Below are 21,187 nucleotides of genomic sequence, written 5' to 3' on the forward strand. Positions count from 1 at the left end.
AGAGCCCTGATTATGCCCCATCGCCAGGTGCGTGCCGTGTCGTCGCGGTGCAGGCACGGGCGCGTAGAATCGGCCCATGAGCAGATTAGTCCTGATCGACGGGTCCAGTTACCTGTACCGCGCGTTCCACGCGCTGCCGCCCCTGTCCAATGCACAGGGTGAACCCACTGGCGCACTGTTCGGCGTGGTCAACATGCTGCGTTCGACGCTGAAGGAACGCCCGGCCTACGTCGCGTTCGTGGTCGATGCGCCCGGCAAGACCTTCCGCGATGACCTGTACGACCAGTACAAGGCCAACCGCCCGCCGATGCCCGATGAGCTGCGCAGCCAGGTCGAGCCGATGTGCCGCATCGTCGAGGCGCTGGGCATCAGCATCCTGCGCGTCCCCGGCGTGGAAGCCGACGATGTGATCGGCACGCTGGCCCTCCAGGGCCTGGCGCAGGACCTGAAGGTGACCATTTCCACCGGCGACAAGGACTTCGCCCAGCTGGTGCGCCCGGGCATCGAGCTGGTCAACACCATGACCGGAAGCCGCATGGATTCGGATGCGGCGGTGATGGAGAAATTCGGCGTGCGCGCCGACCAGATCATCGACCTGCTGGCGCTGATGGGCGACACCGTCGACAACGTGCCGGGCGTGGAGAAGTGCGGGCCGAAGACCGCCGCCAAGTGGCTGGCCGAGTACCAGCACCTGGATGGGGTGATGGCGGCCGCGCCGACCATGAAGGGCAAGATCGGCGAAAACCTGCGCGCGGCGCTGGAGCGCCTGCCGCTGAACCGCGAGCTGGTGACCATCCGCACCGACCTGGCGCTGGACGCCAGCCCGACCACGCTGGCCCTGCGCGAGCAGGACGTGCCGGAGCTGACCGAGCTGTATGCGCGCTACGGCTTCACCCAGGCGCTGAAGGAGCTGGGTGCGCCGGTGCCGGCACCGGTGGCCGCCAGCGAGGCGACCCCGAGCCTGCGCGGCACTGCGGCCGGCTTCGCGCGTGGCAGCGTCGAGGCGCCCGCCGCCGGCACGCTGGATCCGGCACTGTCCGCGCCGGGTGAATACGAGACCGTGCTGAGCGCCGAGCAGCTGCAGGCCTGGGTCGAACGCCTGCAGCAGGCCGACCTGATCAGCTTCGATACCGAAACCGATGCGCTGGACGCGATGCGTGCGCGGCTGGTGGGCATCAGCCTGGCCGTCGAGCCGGGCAGGGCGGCGTATATTCCGGTCGGCCACGATTACCCGGGTGCGCCGGCCCAGCTGCCGATGCAGCAGGTGCTGGACGCACTGCGCTCGGTGCTGCAGGACCCGGCGAAGAAGAAGCTGGGCCAGCACGGCAAGTACGACCTGCACGTGCTGCGACGCCACGGCGTGCAGGTGCAGGGCTACCACGACGACACCATGCTCGAGAGCTTCGTGCTCAATTCCACCGCCACCCGCCACGACATGGATTCGCTGGCGCTGCGCTACCTGGGCTACAGCACCATCAAGTTCGAGGACGTGGCCGGCAAGGGCGCCAAGCAGATTCCGTTCTCGCAGGTGGGCATCGACGAGGCCAGCCGCTACGCCGCCGAGGACGCCGACATCACCCTGCGCCTGCACCACGCGCTGCAGCCGCAGCTGCTGGCCGAGCCGGCGCTGGACAGCGTTTACCGCGGCATCGAGATGCCGCTGGTGCCGGTGCTGGCCAGCATCGAAGCCAACGGCGTGCGGGTCGACACCGACGAACTGCGCCGGCAGAGCCAGGACCTGTCTTCGCGCATGCTGGCCGCGCAGCAGAAAGCCACCGAGCTGGCCGGGCGCAGCTTCAACCTGGATTCGCCCAAGCAGCTGCAGGCGGTGCTGTTCGACGAGTTGAAGCTGCCGGCGGTGGTGAAGACCCCCAAGGGCCAGCCCAGCACCAATGAAGAGGCGCTGGAGGCGATTGCCGACCAGCACGAGCTGCCGCGCGTGATCCTGGAGTACCGCGGGCTGGCCAAGCTGCGCAGCACCTACACCGACAAGCTGCCGGAGATGGTCAACCCGGATACCGGCCGCGTGCATACCAGCTATCACCAGTCCGGAGCCGCCACCGGCCGCCTGTCCTCGTCGGACCCGAACCTGCAGAACATCCCGATCCGCACCGAGGACGGCCGTCGCATCCGCCGCGCGTTCGTGGCGCCGGAGGGCTTCCAGCTGCTGGCGGCCGACTATTCGCAGATCGAACTGCGGATCATGGCCCACCTGTCCGAGGACCCGGGCCTGGTGCGTGCCTTCGAGCAGGGCGCCGACGTGCACCGTGCCACCGCCGCCGAGGTGTTCGGGCGCACGCTGGAGGAAGTGACCCCGAACGAGCGCCGCGCCGCCAAGGCGATCAACTTCGGGCTGATGTACGGCATGAGCGCCTTCGGCCTGGCCCGCAACCTGGGCATCGACCGTGGCCAGGCGCAGGACTACGTGGCGCTGTACTTCAGCCGCTACCCGGGCGTGCGCGATTTCATGGAGCGGATGCGCCAGCAGGCCCGCGACCAGGGCTATGTGGAAACCCTGTTTGGTCGTCGCCTGTACCTGAACGACATTCATGCACGTAACCAGGGCCTGCGCGCCGGTGCCGAACGCGCGGCGATCAACGCGCCGATGCAGGGCACCGCCGCCGACATCATCAAACGCGCGATGGTGGACGTGGACCAGTGGCTGCGTGACAGCGGCGCACCGGCACGGATGATCCTGCAGGTGCACGATGAACTGGTGTTCGAAACCGAAAGCAGTTTCGTTGAAGACTTGCGTTTGCAGGTGGTCGAGCGCATGTCGCAAGCGGCCAAACTGCGGGTGCCGCTGGTGGTCGATACCGGCGTCGGCAACAACTGGGACGAAGCGCACTGAGGGTATTTCAGGCCGAAAACGACGTGAATTCGTTCATTCGTCAGAGGTTTCTGACTCGATCATGAATGTTGTCCTGATCGAGGTTCATTAAATTGGGCCCCTTCACGAACCGTTAGTGTTCGGAGTGCTTCTATAACTCTCGACAGGCGCAACGCCTGTTGTGGATCTCTCCCATCCCCTGGAGCAGATCTCGGAACGGGGACTCCTCCCCAAGTGCCCGTTCCCCGGCCCCGTTGACCTCCCCCTGGTCAGCGGGGCTTTTTATTTGTGCCGCCGGAACATCTCGGATGGGGTCAGATCCCTTTGCCCGCTGGGCAAAGGGATCTGACCCCAGGTGCTAGGCTGGGCCACCGTCCAGCAGGGGAACCCGCGATGCCCGATCTGTTCGCACTGGCGATGCCGTGGTGGGAGTTCATCCTGCGCGCGGTGGTGGTCTATGTCGTGGTGCTGGGCATGGTCCGGCTTGGCGGCAAGCGGGCTCTAGGGCAGATCACGCCCTTCGACGTGCTGTTGATCGTGCTGCTGGGCAATGCGGTGCAGAACGCGCTGCTGGGCACCGATACCTCGCTGGGCGGCGGCCTGCTGCTGGCCGCGACCCTCATCCTGCTCAACTATGGGGTGGGCTGGCTGACCACCCGGAATCGACGCATGGAGCGGATGATCGAAGGAGAACCTACCGTAATCGCGCGCGATGGCCGGCTTTTGGAGGGTGTTCTTCGCCGCGAACTGATCAGCCGGGCCGATTTCGATGCTGCGTTGCGCCAGCAGGGTGGCCTGCGGATCGAGGATGTGCAGATCGCCCTGCTGGAGACGACCGGGCACATCACCATCCTTCCGCGGAAGGGCACCTGATCGTGCAGCACCGAGCATGGGCTCGGCGCTACAGCGCATCATTCACGGTGTGCAGCGGGTAGTGCCGGCCGCCGGTTTGCGCTCGTAATAGGCGAAACGATTGCCGCTGTCGATACCGACCAGGTTGCCGTTCTGCAGCAGCTGCAGCACGAAGTCGCTGCCGATATCGCGGTGGATGAGGATGCGGCCATCGCGCAGGCTTGCCCGCAGTGGCTGTTCGCGGCCACCGGCCTCAACCACACCACCCTCGAGGAAACGCAGCTGCGACAGCACGCTGCGCTCGGCTTCAAAGCTGCCACAGGGCAGTGCGGCGGCCGGCACCGGCGTGAGCGCTGCCGCGGGGGCGCTGGCGAGAACGGCAAGGTCTTTGGCCGGACCGCAGGCCGGGGCATCCGCGCGCTGTGCACAGGATCGCTGCAGCGCATCGCGGGCCTCCTGCAGGCGGCCACTGCTCCACAAGGTTTCGGCGGTGTCGGCGCAGAACGTTTCGCCCTGTTGCACGCGGCAAAGGTCGATCAGTTCATCAAGCTGTGCAGGTGGCAGAGGCGCATCCACGGAATGCTGCAGGCCGAGCAGGGCCTTGCCCATCATTTCCGAGGCAATCTCCTTGGCTGCCGTCATGCAACCCTCGGCGTCGAACGAGGGCAGCTCCTCCCTGCAGATCTCGGGAATCGGCGGTTCTTCCTTTCCGGGCGCTGCGTCCTTGGCCTGCTGCTGGTAGGTCTCCAGCAGGCGCATGCAGGCTGCGCCCACGCCCTCGGCGCACCAGGCGTGCAGTTTCACGGGTGCGGCCTCTGGCAGCGCCTCCAGGCACTCGGAGGTGTTCATCACGCAACCGCCCTCGACGGGCTGCGGCATCGTCTTGCAGGCGGCGGCGTGCTCACGGGTGAACTCGCGATAGGGCGTGCTGATCGTGCGGTCGTTGTCCGAGAAGTACCAGTTTTCCAGCTGGCCCGTGGACAGGTTGCCGGTACCGAGCACGTCTTCCTGGCGGGCGATGCGCAGCTCCTCGGTGGCCTGGTAGGGGCCGGACAGGAAGCCGTGGCCTTCGCTCTCCAGGGTCAGCGTGGTGTTGCCGTTGCTGTCCTTGTAGGTGCCGCAGGCCATCGACTGAGCGGCGGCCGGCAGGCTGGCCGAGGCCAATGCAAGCAACAGCAGGGAGCGCCAGCCCGCAGCGCGAGGGCGGGGGGAAACAGCAGCGGGCATGGGGTCATCCTTGAAGGAAGTGAGCAGGGCCTGTCCGGTGCGGGGCGCACCACAGGCAGGAGAGGGCGCCACGGGTCAGGCGTGGCGCCGGAAGATCACAGCCAGTCGCGCGGCACCAGATAGTCGGCCAGGCGCGCCTCGGCGCTGCCCGCTTCCGGGGTGAAGCCGTACTCCCAGCGTACCCGGGGCGGCAGGCTCATCAGGATGCTTTCGCTGCGGCCACCGCTCTGCAGCCCGAACAGGGTGCCGCGGTCGTAGACCAGGTTGAACTCCACGTAGCGGCCGCGGCGGTACAGCTGGAACTCGCGTTCGCGCTCGCCATAGATGGCGTCCTTGCGCTGCTGCACGATCGGCAGGTAGGCGTCGAGGAAACCATCGCCGACCGCACGCAGATAAGCGAAGTCGCGCTCGAAGTCGCCGTGCAGGTCGTCGAAGAACAGCCCGCCGACGCCGCGCGTTTCATTGCGGTGGCGCAGGAAGAAGTACTCATCACACCAGCGCTTGTGCGCGGCATAGCGTTCGTCGCCGAACGGCGCACACAGATCGCGTGCCACCTGGTGCCAGTGCTGCACGTCCTCGTCGAACGGATAGAACGGGGTCAGGTCGAAGCCGCCGCCGAACCAGCTGGCCACCACTTCACCATCGCGCTGCGCCTGGAAGAAGCGCACGTTGGCATGGGTGGTCGGCACGTAGGGGTTGAGCGGGTGGAACACCAGCGACACGCCGGTGGCGCGCCAGGAGGCGCCGGCCAGTTCCGGGCGGTTGGCCGAGGCCGACGGCGGCAGGCGGCTGCCGGACACATCGGAAAAGCCGATACCGGCCTGCTCGAACACCGCGCCGTCGCGCAGCACGCGGGTGCGCCCACCGCCGCCCTCGGCACGCTGCCACAGGTCTTCCTGGAAGCGGGCCCGGCCATCGACGGCCTCGATCGCCGCACAGATGCGGTCCTGCAGGTCGGTGAGGTAGGCGCGCACGCGCTCGAATTCGTTCATGGCGCGTACTTTACCGCAGGGCCCGCCCGAAGCTGCGGACAGGCCCTGGCCGGCTCAGCGCTTGCGGTTGGAATGGCGTGGCGGCGGGGTGTCGTCTGATGCCGCGTCATCGGCCGCCTTCTGCAGCGCGCGGCCCAGATCGATCAGTTCCCAGTTCTGGGTGCCGAGCACGTCGCAGGCCACGTGCAGGCCACTGCGGTCGGCCTTGCACAGCCGGTCCAGCAGTGCATGTGCATCCACCTCGGCATCGTTGCCCTGGGCCGTGACCAGGTTCTCGCAGCCCTCGCGGACGCCGGCGCGGCAGACCGTGGTGTAGTGCTCGGCGGCCTGCAGCCAGTGCCCGGACAGCGCAAGGCGGTTGCCGAGTACGTTGCAGCCCTGCAGCTTGCCCTGCGCGCAGCAGGCTTCCGCCCCGCCGGTAGCGAGCGCCTGCGGGCAATCCTGGGGTAGCGGCAGCACGGTGTACTGCTTCGGTGCACTGCAGCGGCCCGGGCCATCGCCAGTGGGGGTGAACACCTGGAAGCGGGTCCAGGTATCCAGGCCCAGCAGTTGGCCGCCAGGCAGCGGACGCAGCACGAAGTCGCCGCCCCTGTCGTGGCGGATGCGGATGTCGCCCTCTTCGACGCGGGCGCGGAGATGGCTGTTCCAGCCAACGCCGACCAGGCCGTTGTCACCGAAGTCCAGCGTGTCCATCAGACCGCCATCGGCCCGGTAGTTGCCGCAGGGCAGGGCCGTTGCCGGTTGCGGTCGCAATGATGCGCCCAGCGCCTGCAACGCCGGCAGACGCTCGCAGGTGGCGGTGTCGTTGCCCGGTGTGCAGGCCGCAGCCAGCGCCTGCACCGCCAGCAGGGGATCTCCCGCGTCCCAGGACAGTTCGGCCACCCGCTCGCAGAAGCCGCCATGCGCTACCTCGCGGCACAGCCGCAACAACTGTTGCCGCCGCTCAGCCGGAATGATCACCGGCACGGTCGGCGCCGTCATCGTCACCATGGCTTCGGTCATGGCTGCCGTCATCGCGGCCTTGACCAGCTGCGCCTGCACTGCGGGGTCGGCCTCGAGCGCGGCGGCACATGCCGGGGTTTCCTGTTCGAAGCCACCGTTGTCACAGGCAGCGGGGAGCTTGATACCGGACAGGGCGGCGTCGAGGGCCGCCTTCTGCTGGACAGGATCGGCTTCGACGACAGGTTTAGCCTCCTCATGCCAACGATCAGCCAGTTGCAGGCACATGCCGGGCACGCCTTCCCGACACCCTGCTTCCAGCGTGGCCGGAGTGGCTTCGTGACGGTTGTCCAGGCAGGCCACGGCATTGGCCAGGCAGCTGCCTTCAGCCGGCGTGGTTGCTGCGGCGCACTGTTCGGGGGCCAGCAGGATGTAGGTCGTGCCATCCACCTCGACCGTGCGGCCACGGTCGCGCACCTGCAGCGCGCTGGGCAGGCCATGTTCCAGGTTCACCAGTTGCAGCTTTCCGTCGATCTGCTGGAACGCGACCGGAGACGGCGCACTGCCGAAGTGCTTCTGCTCGCCACGGTTGGGTGAGCTGATGCGCAGCGTGCTGCTGCCTTCGTCGGCCTTGAACAGGCCGCATTGTGGTGACTGTGCGGCGGCCATCGGTGCGGCCAGCAGCAACGCCCAGGCCAGCCAGCGCTGGCGCGGTGCGGGTGAATGCATGTCGTCTCCTTGACGATCGAACGGGAAACTCCAGGCGCTACGGCGAACCAGGGCCCTCGCGCGGGGGCGTACATTCTGCCGTGCCGGGCACGGGCTGGTAACGCTGGTAGGCGGTCTGCGCATCCATGCCGAGCAGATCGCCGTTGCCGAGCTGGCGCAGCACAAGGGTTTCGCCGTTCTGCTGCATGTGGATGGCGCCGTTCTGCAGGCGGGCCCGGGTGCCATCGCCGAAGTCGAGCCTGTCGATCACGCCTCCATCGGCCTGGTAGCGGCCGCAGGGCACCTGCTGGGCCGGGACGAGGCGCAGGTCGGCGCCGGGACCGCGCAGCGGTGCGATGCGTTCGCAGGCGCTGGCGCGGCCGGCATCGCAGACCACCTGCAGCGCCTGCACCGCCAATGCGGGCTCCAGCGCGATCAGCTGCTGTGCGGCTACTTCGACGCAGAAGCGGCCACCACGTTGCTGCAGGCACAACTGCTGCAGGCGATCGCGTGCAGCGGCCGGAAGCGGTGAATCCGGCATGTCTTCGTCTTCCTGTTGCAGGCGTTCACCGACCTTCTGCATGGCGGCGGCCAGCGCATCGCCGGTCAGCGTCTCGCAGGCCTGCGGGTCATGGCCGGGCGTGTGTTCGCGGCAGATGGGCGGGCGTTCGAAGCGCGCGGGGCTGGTGTCATCGCTGCCGGCTACGGTTGTTCCATCGCGAAGCTGGCGCAGCAGCGCCGAGCAGCCCGCGCCAACGCCTTCGCTGCACGCACGCTGGGCCTGGCCGGGTGAGGCCGTGGGCAGCCGTGCAACGCAGTGACTGCCGGCGGCGCGGCAGCTGCCGTCCATCGCGCTGGGCTCGCTGGCGCAGGCGCGGGGCTGGCGCAGGATGTAGAGCACCACCCCGTCGTGCTCGATGCGCTGCCCATCGGCGCTGATCCGGATCGGCTGCGCCACGCCATCGTCGAGCATGACCAACCGCGTCTGTGCCGCACCGCGATCAACCCACAGCGGCTGCGGCTCGCTGCCATCATCGTGGTGGTAGCCGCTGCCGGGACTGGTGAACACCAGCGCCATGCCGCCATCGGCGCTGCGGTATTCGCCACATTGCAGCGCGTCGGCGCTGGCAGGCAGCGCAGTCAACAGCAGCAATGCGGGGAGAAGGGTCGGCAAGCGCAAGCGACGGTCCTTGTCGTGCGGGAAAGGGGGGGGCTCAGTGGAAGCGCGAGCGGAGGTCCGGCCGCAACAGGCGCCAGGCCAGCCAGCCCTGCAGGCCGAGGAGCACCAATGACATGGCCACCACGGTCAGCGTGATCAACCAGCGTTTCAGATGGAGTTCCTGCTGCAGGACGGCGTCGTCGGAGAGAAACGGGATGACGTCACGCATGAACACGTCCAACCAGCCGGCGATCGCAAAGTTGGCCAATGCGCTCAGCAGCAGGATCACCACAAAGCTCCACAGGCCCCAGCTGCGCTCGCGCAGCAGGCCCCAGCTGGCCAGCGTCGAGGCCAGGCACAGCAGCGCGGCAATCATCGACGCGGCCACCGGATGCGCCAACAGCCAGGTCAGGCTGTGCAGGTGCTGGTCTTGTACTTCCCTCTCAACCAGATGCCAGATCGGAAGGTTGTGCAGCGGCCACAGCAGCAGCCCCTGCATCACGAAGTACACCGTGAGCAGCAGCGACAGCCAGAACGAAGCGTGTGCGATCGGGCGCACCCAGGCGTGATAGGTCGGCTGGACCAGCGAGGGAATCGGCGGGATCGACATTGACATCCGGTGTCCTTGCAATCGGTGCCCGCGCGATCAGCGGGCCGTCACCCGGGTGGCGACGGCCGGCAGGATATGGTGTTCGCTCAACGGTGCCAAGGGCTGGCCATGCGGCGGCTGCAGTGGCACCCAGGCCAGTTCGGCGATCTCGGCACATGCCTGTGGCGTGCCGTCCACCCGCACCCACCAGGCCTGTGCCTGCACCCGATGGCCGGGTTCGTTCACCGCCCAATCCTCGAAGGTGCCCAGCGCGATGGCGGTTTCGGCGCACAGCTGCACACCGAGTTCTTCGTCCAGTTCGCGGGCCAGCGCCTGCAGCGGCGCTTCGCCGGGTTCGGGCTTGCCGCCCGGTTGGATGAAGCGGCTGGCGCCGTGCTTGCGCACCACCAGCGCCCGGCCGCGGTCATCCAGGATGACCGCGGCCACGATGTGGACCGTGGCCGCGGCGTTGCTCACTTCAGGTTCTGCTCGAACAGCTTGAGGATGCGCTTGTACTGGTCCAGCCAGGAATCGGCGCGCACATAGCCGTGGCGCTCCAGCGGGTACGGTGCGATCGACCAGTTGTCCTTGTGCAGTTCGATCAGGCGCTGGGTCAGGTTCACCGAGTCCTGGAAGAACACGTTGTCATCCATCATGCCGTGGGCGATCAGCAGGTTGTCCTGCAGGTTCTGCGCGTATTCGATCGGCGAGGACACGCGGTACGCCTCCGGATCGATGTCCGGGGTATTGAGGATGTTGCTGGTATAGCCATGGTTGTACTGGTGCCAGTCCACCACCGGGCGCAGCGCGGCGCCGGCCTTGAACGTGCCCGGCGAGCGGAACAGGGCCATGAAGGTCATGAAGCCGCCGTAGGAACCACCGTAGATGCCGGCATGGTCGCGGTCACCCTGCTGGGTGTCGACCAGCCAGTCCAGGCCGTCCTTGTAGTCTTCCAGTTCCGGGTGGCCCATGTTGCGATAGATCGCCGTACGCCAGTCGCGGCCGTAGCCCTCGCTGCCGCGGTAATCCATGTCCAGCACGATGTAGCCCTTCTGCACCAGCAGGTTGTGGAACATCTGCTCGCGGAAGTAGGCCGGGTAGCGCTGGTGCACGTTCTGCAGGTAGCCGGCGCCGTGCACGAACATCACGATCGGGTACTTCTTCCCCGGTTCCTTGTTTTCGGGCTCGTAGTACTTGGCCCAGACCACGCCGGCGCCATGCTTGGACGGCACCGCCACCAGCTTCGGCTGGATCCACTGGCGCGCCTTGAACTCGGCAGTGCGGGTGTCGGTCAGCACGCGGGCCTGGCCTGCGCCGGTGCTCGGTACCACGGCCAGCTGCGCCGGCAGGTAGGCGCCGGAGTAGCGCACCAGCAGCTGCTGGCCGTCCGGCGACAGCGAGAAGTCTTCCACGCCGTTGAGGCTGGTCAGCTCGCGCACCTGGCGGCTGCCGGTGTCGACCGCGCAGACTTCGTAGTCATGCGGCGCCTGCTGGTTGCACAGGAAGTAGAAACCCTTGCCGTCGGCCGACAGCACCGGCGCCGAGGTTTCCCACTTGCCGCTGGTGAGCGCCTGCGGCTTGCCCGTACCGGACTGGGTATACAGGTGCGAGAAGCCCGATTCCTCCGACAGCAGCCACAGCGTGCGGCCATCGGCCATCCAGCCGAAATCATTGAAGCCCCAGTTGATCCAGGCGTTGTCGGTCAGGCGATGGCGGTTCTGCACGCGGCCGTCGGCAGCGTTGACGCTGATGATCCAGCGGTCCTTGTTGTCGTTGGCACGCAGCATCACCGCGGCCTGCTGGCCATCAGGGCTCCAGCGGATGCCACCGCCCATGAAGTCGCTCATCACCTGCAGGCTGCGCTCGCCCTTCAGCGCGTCCTTGCCGGCCTTGCGGCGCAGCTCGGCCAGCGGATCGGTGCTGATGCCCGGCAGGCCGGCCAGCGAAACCTTCTCGGCCTTGCCGGTGCGCACGTCCACGTACCACAGCGTGTGCGGCTCGAAGCCGTTACGGCCGACGCGGGTGCGGGTGTCCTCGGTTTCCTCGTAGCCCGACTCGGTCACGTACAGCGGCATCTTGCCGCCACGGCCGTCATCGAAGTCCTTCGGCTTGGTCACCACGACCAGGTGGGTCAGGTCAGGCGACAGCACGCTGTCGGCGATCTCCACGTCGGCGCCCAGGTACACCGGGCCCGGCGCGCGGGTCGGGTCGGCCTGGCGCCAGCGCTGGTCCTGGTCCTTCAGTGCTTCGCGCTGGTCACGGTCGCGGCGAAGGGTTTCCAGCGTGCGCAGCTGCTGGTCGCGCAGCACGTCGGCCTTCGGCGGTGTACGCGGATCCTTTTCGGCCTTCAGGCTGGCCACCTGCTGCACGCCGCTGGCGGCGGTCCAGTGGAACCAGTTCTGGCCGACGCGCCAGATCACGCCATTGTCGGCGGCGAAGTTCACGTTGCCCGCGCGCTCGTTGCTGCGGGTCAGCTGCGTCAGCGCGCCGCTGCGCAGGTCGCGCACGAACACGTCGCCATTGCGCACGAAGGCACTGCGGCTGCGGCTGCGGTCGTAGACCGGCTCGGCCACGTCCAGGGTGCCGCGCTGGTCATCGGCCACCTGCGCGGCCACGCCACCGGCCACCGGCTGGCGGAAGGTATCGCGCACCGGGCTGCCGTTGCGCTTGAGCTGGTACTCCACCTGCTGGCTGTTCCACGACCACCAGGCCTTCTCGACCGGCGGACCGATCCAGTCCGGGTCGGCCATGGCCTGTTCGATGGTGATCGGCGTCGGCGCGGCATGCGCGGCCGGTGCGGCCAGCACGGCCGACAGCAGGAGGGACAGGGGCAGCACTCGGGACATGGGCGGACGGCACCAGTAGAGGAAAACCGGCCAAGCGTAGCAGCCGCAAGGGCCGGGGGCAGGGGCCACAGGTCATGGCAGCGGGATTGGCAAAGTAGTGCAACCGCTGGCCGGCCTCGCGCATCCATTCTCCTGAACCCGCATCATCCACCGAACAGGAGCCCGACCATGCAGGAACTGATCCCGATCACCCTCTTCATCTGCATCGCCTACGCGATCCACGCCATTGCCGATGCCCGCGCGCGCAGCAAGCTGGTGGCCCCGCACGTGCCCGAGGAAGTGATCCGCTCGCTGGCCGTGCTGGAAGAAGAGCGCCGCCGCCAGGGCGCGCTGCGCTGGGGCATCAGCCTGGTCTGCCTGGCGCTGGCCATGGCCCTGCTGGAAGCGATGGGTGCCCGTGACCTGACCTTCGGCGCCGCCGCCGCACTGGTCGGCAGTGCCGGCCTGGGCCAGCTGCTGGCCTGGCACTTCACCCGTCCTGCTGCGCGCAAGGGCTGAGGCAGGCGTGCCACGGGCACAGGGGGCGCCCCGTAGATGAGCCTGCTCGACGACGCACTGTCGGCACTGCGGGGCCGTCGCCGCCACGACGCGAAGACGGAGGCACCCATCGGACCGCTGGACGCGGACCAGGCCCTGGTGCGGGCCATCATCGATGGCTCGCAGGTGGCGTTTTCGCAGCTGGTCGAGACCCATCAACGCACCTGCGCGCATGTGATCGGGCGCATGGTGGGCGATCGTGATCAGGTGGCCGACCTGCTGCAGGAAAATTTCCTTGCGGTGTTCCGCCAGCTGCACCGGTTTCGTTTTGAATGCTCGCTGCGCACCTGGGTATCCCGGGTCGCTTACACCACGGCGCTGCAGCACCTGCGCCGGCGGCGGCTGGAGGCGCAATGGATGGTGGCCGTGGAGGTGCCGGAGGAACTGGGTGTCGGCGATGAAGGCCCGGGCCCGGTTGAGTTGAGCGAGGCGCTGCAGGCAGGGCGCCAGCTCGGCGCGGCGCTGGAACGGCTGAGTGCACCGCAGCGCCTGATCGTCGGCCTGCACTACCTGGAGGATTTCGATCTGGCCGAAATCGAGCAGGTGACCGGGCTGGCGCGCGGTACCATCAAGAGCCACCTTCACCGTGCGCGCCAGGTCCTGAAGCAGGAACTGACGCGGCGTGCCGCCGCCGGAGAACTGCTGTGAACCGACCGACCGACCCTCGCGATGCGGAAAAGCGCGCGCTGGCGCAGGCGTTGCGTGAGCAGGTGCAGCGGGAAGAAACGCCGGATGTGAGTGAGGCGCTGCAGAAGCGCATTGCCGCTGAGTCACGCGACAGTGGCGTGGGCTATGTGGTGGTGCAGGTGCTGTTGTTTGGCGCGCTGCTGGCTGCAGCGGCCTGGTACTTCTGGGTCTAGAAGAACATTGACGCCCGCAACTGCTTTGGGACGCTTCTTCCTCCAACTTCCGATCAGATATCCAAGCGTCGGGCGTTGTCTCCACGTCGGCAGTTGGCCTTTCCCGTCAGACTCCGTCACGTCGGCCTCGTCATCAGTGGCAGTCGCTCTATTCAGGGTCCGCGAGCTACGTGTGTTTCCTGAGGAAAGTTGCAAACTCCATGCCTCCGCTTGAGTCGGAGTTTCACAATCAGAGACTCTCAACCATCAGCTTCCACGGGTATGGAGTGAGAATCACATGGACAGGTGCGCCAGTAATCCAACGCCGGATGCAATTGGATGATGCTCTACTACATCCAGCTTTCGCTTGCCCGATTCAAGCAACGGATCGGCACTCATCTGGCAATCGCTCTCATGCTGGGTGCGGGGGTGGGGATCACGACCGTGATGCTCTCCATTGTTCTCCAGGCATCGTCGGATCCCGCGCCAGGCAGGAGCTCGGCATTGTTCCGCCCGTACCTTGACGCGCGTCCAGACGCACTGCGCAGGGGTTCCCCGGATCCGGGACAGGCACTGACCTGGCCGGATGCGAAGGCGCTTCTGGGCCAGGGGAGGTCGTGGAAGCAGGCCGCCATGGCGGGCGGGGCGGTGACGCTCTCCCGGCCGGGAGCCGCCAGCGCAAGGCTGCGTGCGAGGTTCGCCACCTCTGAAGTCTTCAGTGTCCTTGGCATCGCCGTTGTTCAAGGGCGGGCATGGACCGCCGAGGAGGGGCATGCTGCGAGTCGGATAGTGGTCCTGTCGCGTGCGCTCGCCGAGCGCGAGTGTGCGCAGGACTGTGTTGGTCATCGGTTGGAACTGGGCAGGCGCACCTACACTGTTGTGGGTGTCGCGGAGGATTGGCATCCGGTACCGATGTTTCAGGGAGATCTCACACGCCGGCCGTTTGTGGAACCTGACGAGATCTACCTGCCAGTTGAGACCGCAATCGCGGACAGGCTGACTGTTGTGGATGGGACGGCGATCTGGGGGGGTGACCAGGACACGGACCCTGCAGGAGCCAACGTGTCATGGCTCCAATTGTGGGCGTGGCTGCCCACCGCGGACGATGTCGCCGCCTACCGGGCGAATCTGGATGCCTATGCACAGGCAAAGGGCCTTCGGATCGAACCAGGCACCCAGCAGGTGGCACTTTGGCCGTTGATGGAGTGGCTGGATAGGCTGGGATTGGTTCCGGAGCGGGCCAGGATGCAGCTTCGGCTGTCACTGATCCTTCTCGGTGTGTGCATCGTCAACGCGGCGGCGCTGCTGAGCTTCAGTCTGGGGCGCCGTCGGCGGGAGCTCGCGATACGACGTGCACTGGGAGCGCGACGTCGGGACGTGTTCATCCAGCTCATGTGGGAATCCATCGCGGCGGGAGCCGCAAGCAGTGTGCTCGCTGTCGTCACCTACACGCTGGGAATCCGGGTGGTTGCTGCGGGAGACGTTCTGCCCAGCGCGATAACGGCGATGCATGCTGGGGCAATGCTGATGGCCGCTGGCCTGGGAGTCGTCACGACGTTGCTCTGTTCATTGGTCCCGTCGTTTGAAATCTGCAGGGTCAGCTCCCTGTCGAGTGCCTTCGCGAAGGGGGCTGCCTGAAATGTTCGAATCGATGAGGGAGACCCGACGACATTTGGGAAGCGCCGCACTGCTTGCAGTGCAGGCAGCGCTTGCAAGCCTGGCATGTGCGTTCGCACTGCAATCTGCGCTGGACAGCTTCGCCAGATTGAACGCCGGGAGCATCCGGGAGGCAGCATCGATTGGTGTGGTCAGAGTCTCTGATGTCGAAGAAGGCGCGGATGCGGCAGTGCTGCGGGCAGACCTGTCCGCGATCCGGCTGCCCGGTGTTCAGGACACGGTTGTGAGCGACGCTGTTCCGTTCGGGGGAAGAGCCCATCGATACGGCGTATGCACCAGTGAGTCGGCCATGGTGCATTCGATGAACGCGGGCACGGCAGACGTTGCTGGATGTGATCGCGTTCCCGTTGTAACTGCAAGCTCTGGCTTGCTGGCGATGCTGGGCGCGGGAATCGTCCTGGGGCGCGATGCCATGGAGGAGGACATGGTTGAAGGCGCTCCGGTGGTGCTGATCAGTGAATCGCTGGCTGCCCATCTGTTCGGAACGGGGAATGCTGTTGGCCGCCACCTGTATTTCGGCCCCGGCAGCAGCCGGGTCATCGTGGGCGTATTTGCGTCTGTTGCTGGACCGGCGCCAGGCGGCAATGAGCGGGACTCGCAGTGGGTGCTGCTCCCGGGCCTTCCCATGGGCGCCAGTCGCTATTATCTGGCGAAGTGGAGGTCGGAGGTTGATCGTTCATCGCTTGATCGCACCGCCGATGCGCTGCAGCGGCCTTATCGGATCATGCATCCAGCCGGTGTCGAGACGCTGGCGGGTTATCGCGACGCCTACGTCAAAGCTGATCGCTTCGCTACGACCGTGCTCGCGGTCATGACCGCCGTTGTTCTCGGTGTGCTGATGGCCGGCGTTTCCGGAGTTGTGGGCGCGTGGCTTGATCGGCGCCGGCACTCCATTGGGGTCCGACGGACATTGGGTGCTCGCAGGTCCGTGATCTTTGCCGAAATCATGTTCGAGGTTTCACTGTTCACCACGCTGGGCACCCTGCTCGGCGCGTTGTCGTTGCAGTGGGTAGGGTCGCCGCAGGACGGCAGCACAGGTTCACCGTGGTTCTCGATATCGAGCGCTGTCGTGCTGGTGATGGCGGCCTGCTTGACTGCACTGGTACCCCGGGCCCTGCGAATCGCCAAGGAGCCGCCCTTGACCTTGCTGAAGCCCCTGTAGCCCATTCATCCTGTCACCCAGCTTCACCTGCGACAAAGTGAAGCAGCGCGTCACCCGGTCGCATCCCGTCTTAACGAAATCCTCCTAAAGTGGTCCGGTATCCCACCGGTCACAGGCAGGAGGCGTCCCTTGGACGCGTTGTTGTTGTCCCGGATCCAGTTCGGGTTCGTCATCAGTTTCCATGTGCTGTTCCCCGCCTTCACCATTGGCACGGCCAGCTGGCTGGCCTTCATCGAATGGCGCTGGCTGCGCACCAAGCTGCCCGTGTGGCGCGAGCTGTATTTCTTCTGGCAGAAGATCTTCGCGGTGTCGTTCGGCATGGGCGTGGTCAGCGGCATCGTCATGGCCTTCCAGTTCGGAACCAACTGGCCACGGCTGAGCGAGGTGGCCGGCACGGTCATCGGCCCGCTGCTGACCTACGAAGTGCTGACCGCGTTCTTCCTGGAAGCCAGCTTCCTCGGCGTGATGATGTTCGGCTGGGGCCGCGTCTCGCCGCGCCTGCATTTCCTGTCCACCTGCATGGTGGCGCTGGGCACGCTGTTCTCCACGTTCTGGATCCTGTCGTCCAACAGCTGGCTGCATACGCCGGCCGGCTACGAGATGGTCAACGGCGTGGTGCATCCGGTGGACTGGTGGCAGGTGGTGTTCAATCCTTCGTTCCCGTACCGGCTGGCGCACATGGCGCTGGGTTCGTTCATCACCACCTGTTTCGTGATCGGTGGCGTGGGCGCGTGGTACCTGCGCAAGGGCACGCACGTGGAAGCGGGCCGGCGCATGTTGATCGCAGCGGTGGCGTTCGCGGCACTGACCGTGCCGGTGCAGATTTTCGTCGGCGACATGCATGGCCTGAACACGCTCAAGCACCAGCCGATGAAGATCGCGGCGATGGAAGCGCACTGGCATGAAACCAAGGAAGGCGAGGGCGTACCGCTGGTGGTGTTCGCGCTGCCGAACGAGAAGGAAGAGCGCAATGATTTCGAAGTTGCCATCCCGAAGCTGGGCAGCGTGATCCTCACCCACAGCCTGGACGGCACCTTCGACCCGCTCACTTCGGTACCGTCCAGCGAGCGGCCGCCGGTGACGCCGGTGTTCTTCGCCTTCCGGATCATGGTCGGGCTGGGCACGCTGATGCTGCTGCTGGCCTGGGTGTCGGCGTTCCAGTTGTGGCGCAGGAAGCTGCTGGATTCGCCGTGGCTGCTGCGCGGCTGGAACTGGATGCTGCCCAGCGGCTTCATCGCGCTGCTGTCCGGGTGGTTCGTCACCGAGATGGGCCGCCAGCCGTGGGTGGTGTATGGCGTGCTGCGCACCGCTGATGCGGTCGGCCCGCAGAGCGCGTGGATGACCGCGCTGTCGCTGGGTGTCTACGTGGTCGGCTATGCCTTCGTGTTCGGCTGGGGCATCTGGTACCTGGTGAAGATCCTGCGCCACGGACCGCGTCCGCACGATGATGGGCCATCGCTGGACCACGGCAGCCACACCCCGGCACGCCCGCTGTCGGCAGCCGACGAACCGCTGGAGGAGCGCTGACATGGACCTGATGACCTGGCTGCCGGTGGCGTGGTTCGCGGTGATCGGCTTCGGCGTGCTGATGTACGTGGTGCTGGACGGTTTCGTGCTCGGCATCGGCATCCTCGCCCCGTTCGCCGAGGACGAGGAACAGCTGGACCTGATGATGAACACCGCCGCGCCGATCTGGGACGGCAACGAGACCTGGCTGGTGCTGGGTGGCGCCGGCCTGCTGGCGGCGTTCCCGAAGGCCTATGCGGTGCTGCTGTCGGCGCTGTACCTGCCGGTGCTGCTGCTGGTGGTGGCGCTGGTGTTCCGCGGCGTGGCCTTCGAGTTCCGCTTCAAGGCGCATCGATCGCGCCGGCTGTGGAGCGTGGCGTTCGGCCTCGGTTCGCTGCTGGCCACGTTTGCCCAGGGCGTGATCCTCGGCACCCTGGTGCAGGGCATCCCGCTGGTGGACGGTGTCTATCAGGGCGGGCCGTTCGCCTGGTTCAGCCCGTTCGCGATGCTGACCGGTGCTGCGCTGGTGGCCGGCTACGCGCTGCTGGGCAGCACCTGGCTGATCCTGAAGACCGAAGGCCGCGTGCAGGCGCTGGCACGGCAGATGACCCGGCCGCTGGTGGTGGCGGTGATCGCAGCGATGGGCCTGGTCAGCAGCTGGCTGCCGTTCCTCGATTCGCGGCTGATGGCCCGCTGGTTCAGCGACGGCAACTTCTGGTGGCTGTCGCCGGTGCCGCTGTTGACCCTGGCGGTGGCCGCCGCGCTGTGGCGCAGTGCGACCCATCCGCGCCGCGACCTGCCGCCGTTCCTGCTCAGCCTGGCGCTGTTCGTGCTTGGTTTCCTTGGCCTGGTGCTGGGCATGTGGCCGTACCTGCTGCCGCCGTCGATGACCCTGTGGCAGGCCGCCGCGCCGGCCTCCTCGCTGGGCTTCACCCTGGTCGGGCTGGTCATTCTGCTGCCGGTCATCCTGGGCTATACGGCGTGGTCGTACCGGGTGTTCCGCGGCAAGGTGCACGCCGACACCGGTTACCACTGATGGGTTGAAGGCGGGGCCCGCCGGTGCCGGGCCCCGTGTTGGGGAATGTGAAACCTGCACACCCCGGGCGGGACGTGCTAGCGTGCGCTCCTTTCCGGCAGCCAGGGGGGCAGCCGGCGACGTCCTGGACGGACGCACGGCTGCAGGAATGGGGGGCCGCCGCGCGTCGCCGTAATGGCTCGTGCCTATCGTTCTCCCGTTGAAGCACCAACGCTAAATGATTGAATTCTCCATCGTCGACTGGGCCGCGTGGGCGCCCGGCCTGAGCGAGCGTAGCCAGTGGCTGGGCTGGGCCGAAGCGCCGTACCTGCCGCACGGCGGGGATACGCCGGCACTGGCAGAGGTTCCGGCAATGCAACGCCGTCGCATCGAGCGGTTGGGCCGCATGGCGATCCAGACCGCGTGCTGGTGCGAGGACGGGCAGGGGGCCGACAGCGACGTGCCGCTGGTGTTCGCCAGCCGCCATGGCGACGTCGCACGTTCGATGGACCTGCTGGGGGCGCTGGTCGGCGACCAGCCGTTGTCGCCCACCGGATTTGGCCTGTCGGTGCACAACGCGATCGCCGCGCTGTATTCAATCGCCCGCGGCCATCGCGGCAACTACCTGGCATTGGCTGCTGGCCAGGCAACGGTCGAAGCCGCGTGCCTGGAGGCCGTCGCCCTGCTTGCCGATGGCGCCCGCGAGGTACGGGTGGTGGTCTACGAGTCGCCGCTACCGGAGGTTTACGCGACGTTCGCCGACGAACCCGACCCGTTCTTCGCCTGGTGCTGGCGTTTGACCGCGCCAGCAGAGGGCCGGCCGACGCTGGCGCTGCAGTGGCAGCCGGCCGACGGCCAGGCCAGCACTGTACCCGGCCTGCTGCCGCACGCGCTGGACCTGCATCGCTTCCTGTTGTCCGGCGCGCCAGCGCTGGAGCACGTGGCCCATGGCCAGCGCTGGCGCTGGGGCCGCCGTGAGTGAGCTGCCGCGCCGCCTCGACCACGCCTGGCGGGTGTTTGGCACCGGCCTGAGCTTTGTTGCGTTTGGCCTGGGCGGGCTGCTGCTCGGCGTCCTGGTGATGCCGGTACTGCTGCTGATGCGGGACCCGGTGGCCCGTCGCCGGCGCGCCCGGCGCGTGGTCCAGGTCGCGTTCGCCAGCCATCTGCGGCTGATGCGCGGGCTGGGGGTGATGACCTACGAGATCGAGGGCGGTGAACGCCTGCAGCGTGACGGCCTGCTGGTGCTGGCCAACCACCCGACCCTGATCGACGTGGTCTGCCTGATCTCGCTGCTTCCCAACGCCGACTGCGTGGTCAAGCGGGCCGTGGCCTGCAACCCGTTCATGCGCGGTCCGGTACGGGCCGCCGGCTACATCTCCAATGACGATGGCGCCGGCCTGGTCGATGACTGCGTGGCCGCGGTGCATGCCGGCGGCACCCTGGTCATCTTCCCGGAGGGCACCCGCAGCGTGCCCGGGCAGCCGCCGCGCCTGCAGCGCGGGGCCGCCAACATCGCCGTACGGGGCCGCATCGACGTCACCCCGGTGCGGATCACCTGCAGCCCGCCAACCCTGACCAAGGGACAGAAGTGGTATCGTGTCCCCTCACGTCGCTTTCACGTTCGGCTGCAGATCGGCGAAGATATCCCGATCGCGCCTTTCTTGGCCGAAGACGACTCGCCAAGGGGGGATGCCTTGGCGGCACGCCGCGTTACCGAGCACCTTTCTCGTTATTTCGACCTGTCTGGAGAGCCGCCCCGTGCAAGCACTTGAGCACGAGATCAAGGAATTGATCATTTCCTCCCTTTCGCTGGAGGACATCACGCCGGAGGACATCGATCCGACCGCGCCGCTGTTCGTCGAGGGCCTCGGCCTGGATTCGATCGACGCGCTGGAGTTGGGCCTGGCGTTGCAGAAGAAGTACGGTGTCAGCCTCTCGGCCGATTCGGAAGAAACCCGTCGCCATTTCTCCAGCGTGCGCGCGCTCGGCGAGTTCGTCGCCGCCCGCCAGTCGTAACGGCGCCAGGAATTGCCATGACCAAGAATGAACTGTTCGAACGCATCGTCAGCATCCTGACCGACAGCTTCGAGATCGAAACCGCCCGGATCACCCCCGAGGCACGCCTGTACGACGACCTGGATATCGACAGCATCGATGCGGTCGACCTGATCGTGCAGCTCAAGCCGCTGCTGGGCCGCAATCTGCAGCCGGAAGCGTTCAAGGCCGTGCGCACCGTGCAGGACATCGTCGATGTCGTGCATGGGTTGCTGCCGGACCAGGCAGCCGCCTGACCGCAGCGCCGGCGGCTC

The 21,187-nt window shown here is 67.0% G+C and carries 20 protein-coding genes; 13 read left to right on the forward strand and 7 right to left on the reverse strand.

From position 1 onward, the window contains the following. The first annotated feature begins 76 nt into the window (after window positions 1-76). Complete coding sequence (gene polA / locus AC5P5X_RS12305; RefSeq protein ID WP_012481616.1) at window positions 77-2,851, forward strand: DNA polymerase I; 2,775 nt, start codon at window positions 77-79, stop codon at window positions 2,849-2,851. A gap of 372 nt (window positions 2,852-3,223) precedes the next feature. Further along, window positions 3,224-3,703 (forward strand): DUF421 domain-containing protein, encoded by a 480-nt coding sequence (locus AC5P5X_RS12310; protein WP_024957711.1) that lies wholly within the window; start codon window positions 3,224-3,226, stop codon window positions 3,701-3,703. Between the two features lie 42 nt (window positions 3,704-3,745). Here the strand turns inward: AC5P5X_RS12310 and AC5P5X_RS12315 are convergent, their stop codons facing one another. The 7 genes from AC5P5X_RS12315 to AC5P5X_RS12345 form a co-directional block, all read right to left on the reverse strand. Continuing rightward, window positions 3,746-4,909, reverse strand: a complete 1,164-nt coding sequence (locus AC5P5X_RS12315; protein WP_076739418.1) for a hypothetical protein — start codon at window positions 4,907-4,909, stop codon at window positions 3,746-3,748. Between the two features lie 95 nt (window positions 4,910-5,004). Then, entirely contained in the window at window positions 5,005-5,901 is an 897-nt protein-coding gene (gene hemF / locus AC5P5X_RS12320; RefSeq protein WP_012481613.1) for an oxygen-dependent coproporphyrinogen oxidase, read from the reverse strand. A 54-nt stretch (window positions 5,902-5,955) separates the two neighbouring features. After that, the gene (locus AC5P5X_RS12325; protein ID WP_012481612.1) at window positions 5,956-7,569 is read right to left on the reverse strand and encodes a hypothetical protein; all 1,614 of its coding nucleotides are present in this window, start codon (window positions 7,567-7,569) and stop codon (window positions 5,956-5,958) included. A 37-nt stretch (window positions 7,570-7,606) separates the two neighbouring features. Further along, window positions 7,607-8,728: a hypothetical protein gene (locus AC5P5X_RS12330; RefSeq protein ID WP_012481611.1), complete on the reverse strand. Its 1,122-nt coding sequence runs from the start codon at window positions 8,726-8,728 to the stop codon at window positions 7,607-7,609. A 34-nt stretch (window positions 8,729-8,762) separates the two neighbouring features. Beyond that, the gene (locus AC5P5X_RS12335; RefSeq protein ID WP_005411621.1) at window positions 8,763-9,323 is read right to left on the reverse strand and encodes a hypothetical protein; all 561 of its coding nucleotides are present in this window, start codon (window positions 9,321-9,323) and stop codon (window positions 8,763-8,765) included. A gap of 30 nt (window positions 9,324-9,353) precedes the next feature. Further along, window positions 9,354-9,773, reverse strand: a complete 420-nt coding sequence (locus tag AC5P5X_RS12340; RefSeq protein WP_024957715.1) for an NUDIX hydrolase — start codon at window positions 9,771-9,773, stop codon at window positions 9,354-9,356. Beyond that, a complete protein-coding gene (locus AC5P5X_RS12345) occupies window positions 9,770-12,142 on the reverse strand; it encodes a S9 family peptidase (RefSeq protein ID WP_088429552.1) in 2,373 nt (790 codons plus the stop codon). The genes AC5P5X_RS12340 and AC5P5X_RS12345 overlap by 4 nt, the downstream gene beginning before the upstream one ends. Window positions 12,143-12,310: 168 nt before the next feature. Between AC5P5X_RS12345 and AC5P5X_RS12350 the strand changes: the two genes are divergently transcribed. The 11 genes from AC5P5X_RS12350 to AC5P5X_RS12400 all read left to right on the forward strand — a co-directional run bounded on the left by AC5P5X_RS12350 (window position 12,311) and on the right by AC5P5X_RS12400 (window position 21,169). Beyond that, on the forward strand, window positions 12,311-12,640 hold the full coding sequence (locus AC5P5X_RS12350; protein ID WP_005411618.1) for a hypothetical protein: 330 nt from the start codon (window positions 12,311-12,313) through the stop codon (window positions 12,638-12,640). Window positions 12,641-12,676: 36 nt separating this feature from the next. Continuing rightward, window positions 12,677-13,327, forward strand: a complete 651-nt coding sequence (locus AC5P5X_RS12355) for an RNA polymerase sigma factor (protein ID WP_049417915.1) — start codon at window positions 12,677-12,679, stop codon at window positions 13,325-13,327. Continuing rightward, a complete protein-coding gene (locus tag AC5P5X_RS12360) occupies window positions 13,324-13,539 on the forward strand; it encodes a hypothetical protein (protein ID WP_049417918.1) in 216 nt (71 codons plus the stop codon). The genes AC5P5X_RS12355 and AC5P5X_RS12360 overlap by 4 nt, the downstream gene beginning before the upstream one ends. Before the next feature lie 321 nt (window positions 13,540-13,860). After that, window positions 13,861-15,156 carry an ABC transporter permease gene (locus AC5P5X_RS12365; RefSeq protein ID WP_239502327.1) on the forward strand — a complete coding sequence of 432 codons (1,296 nt, stop codon included), beginning with the start codon at window positions 13,861-13,863 and terminating at the stop codon, window positions 15,154-15,156. Between the two features lies 1 nt (window position 15,157). Then, complete coding sequence (locus AC5P5X_RS12370) at window positions 15,158-16,357, forward strand: FtsX-like permease family protein (RefSeq protein ID WP_099473863.1); 1,200 nt, start codon at window positions 15,158-15,160, stop codon at window positions 16,355-16,357. Window positions 16,358-16,486: 129 nt separating this feature from the next. After that, window positions 16,487-17,884, forward strand: a complete 1,398-nt coding sequence (locus AC5P5X_RS12375) for a cytochrome ubiquinol oxidase subunit I (RefSeq protein ID WP_024957719.1) — start codon at window positions 16,487-16,489, stop codon at window positions 17,882-17,884. 1 nt (window position 17,885) lies between these two features. After that, entirely contained in the window at window positions 17,886-18,899 is a 1,014-nt protein-coding gene (gene cydB / locus AC5P5X_RS12380) for a cytochrome d ubiquinol oxidase subunit II (protein WP_005414876.1), read from the forward strand. A gap of 217 nt (window positions 18,900-19,116) precedes the next feature. Further along, window positions 19,117-19,860 (forward strand): beta-ketoacyl synthase chain length factor, encoded by a 744-nt coding sequence (locus tag AC5P5X_RS12385; RefSeq protein WP_005411612.1) that lies wholly within the window; start codon window positions 19,117-19,119, stop codon window positions 19,858-19,860. Further along, window positions 19,853-20,650: a lysophospholipid acyltransferase family protein gene (locus AC5P5X_RS12390; protein ID WP_005414875.1), complete on the forward strand. Its 798-nt coding sequence runs from the start codon at window positions 19,853-19,855 to the stop codon at window positions 20,648-20,650. Before AC5P5X_RS12385 ends, AC5P5X_RS12390 begins: the two co-directional genes overlap by 8 nt. Next, window positions 20,637-20,894 carry a phosphopantetheine-binding protein gene (locus tag AC5P5X_RS12395; RefSeq protein WP_005411610.1) on the forward strand — a complete coding sequence of 86 codons (258 nt, stop codon included), beginning with the start codon at window positions 20,637-20,639 and terminating at the stop codon, window positions 20,892-20,894. Before AC5P5X_RS12390 ends, AC5P5X_RS12395 begins: the two co-directional genes overlap by 14 nt. Window positions 20,895-20,911: 17 nt before the next feature. Continuing rightward, window positions 20,912-21,169, forward strand: a complete 258-nt coding sequence (locus AC5P5X_RS12400; protein WP_005411609.1) for an acyl carrier protein — start codon at window positions 20,912-20,914, stop codon at window positions 21,167-21,169. Window positions 21,170-21,187: the final 18 nt, after the last annotated feature.

It is taken from the genome of Stenotrophomonas sp. YJH_SMC_91, from assembly GCF_059368495.1.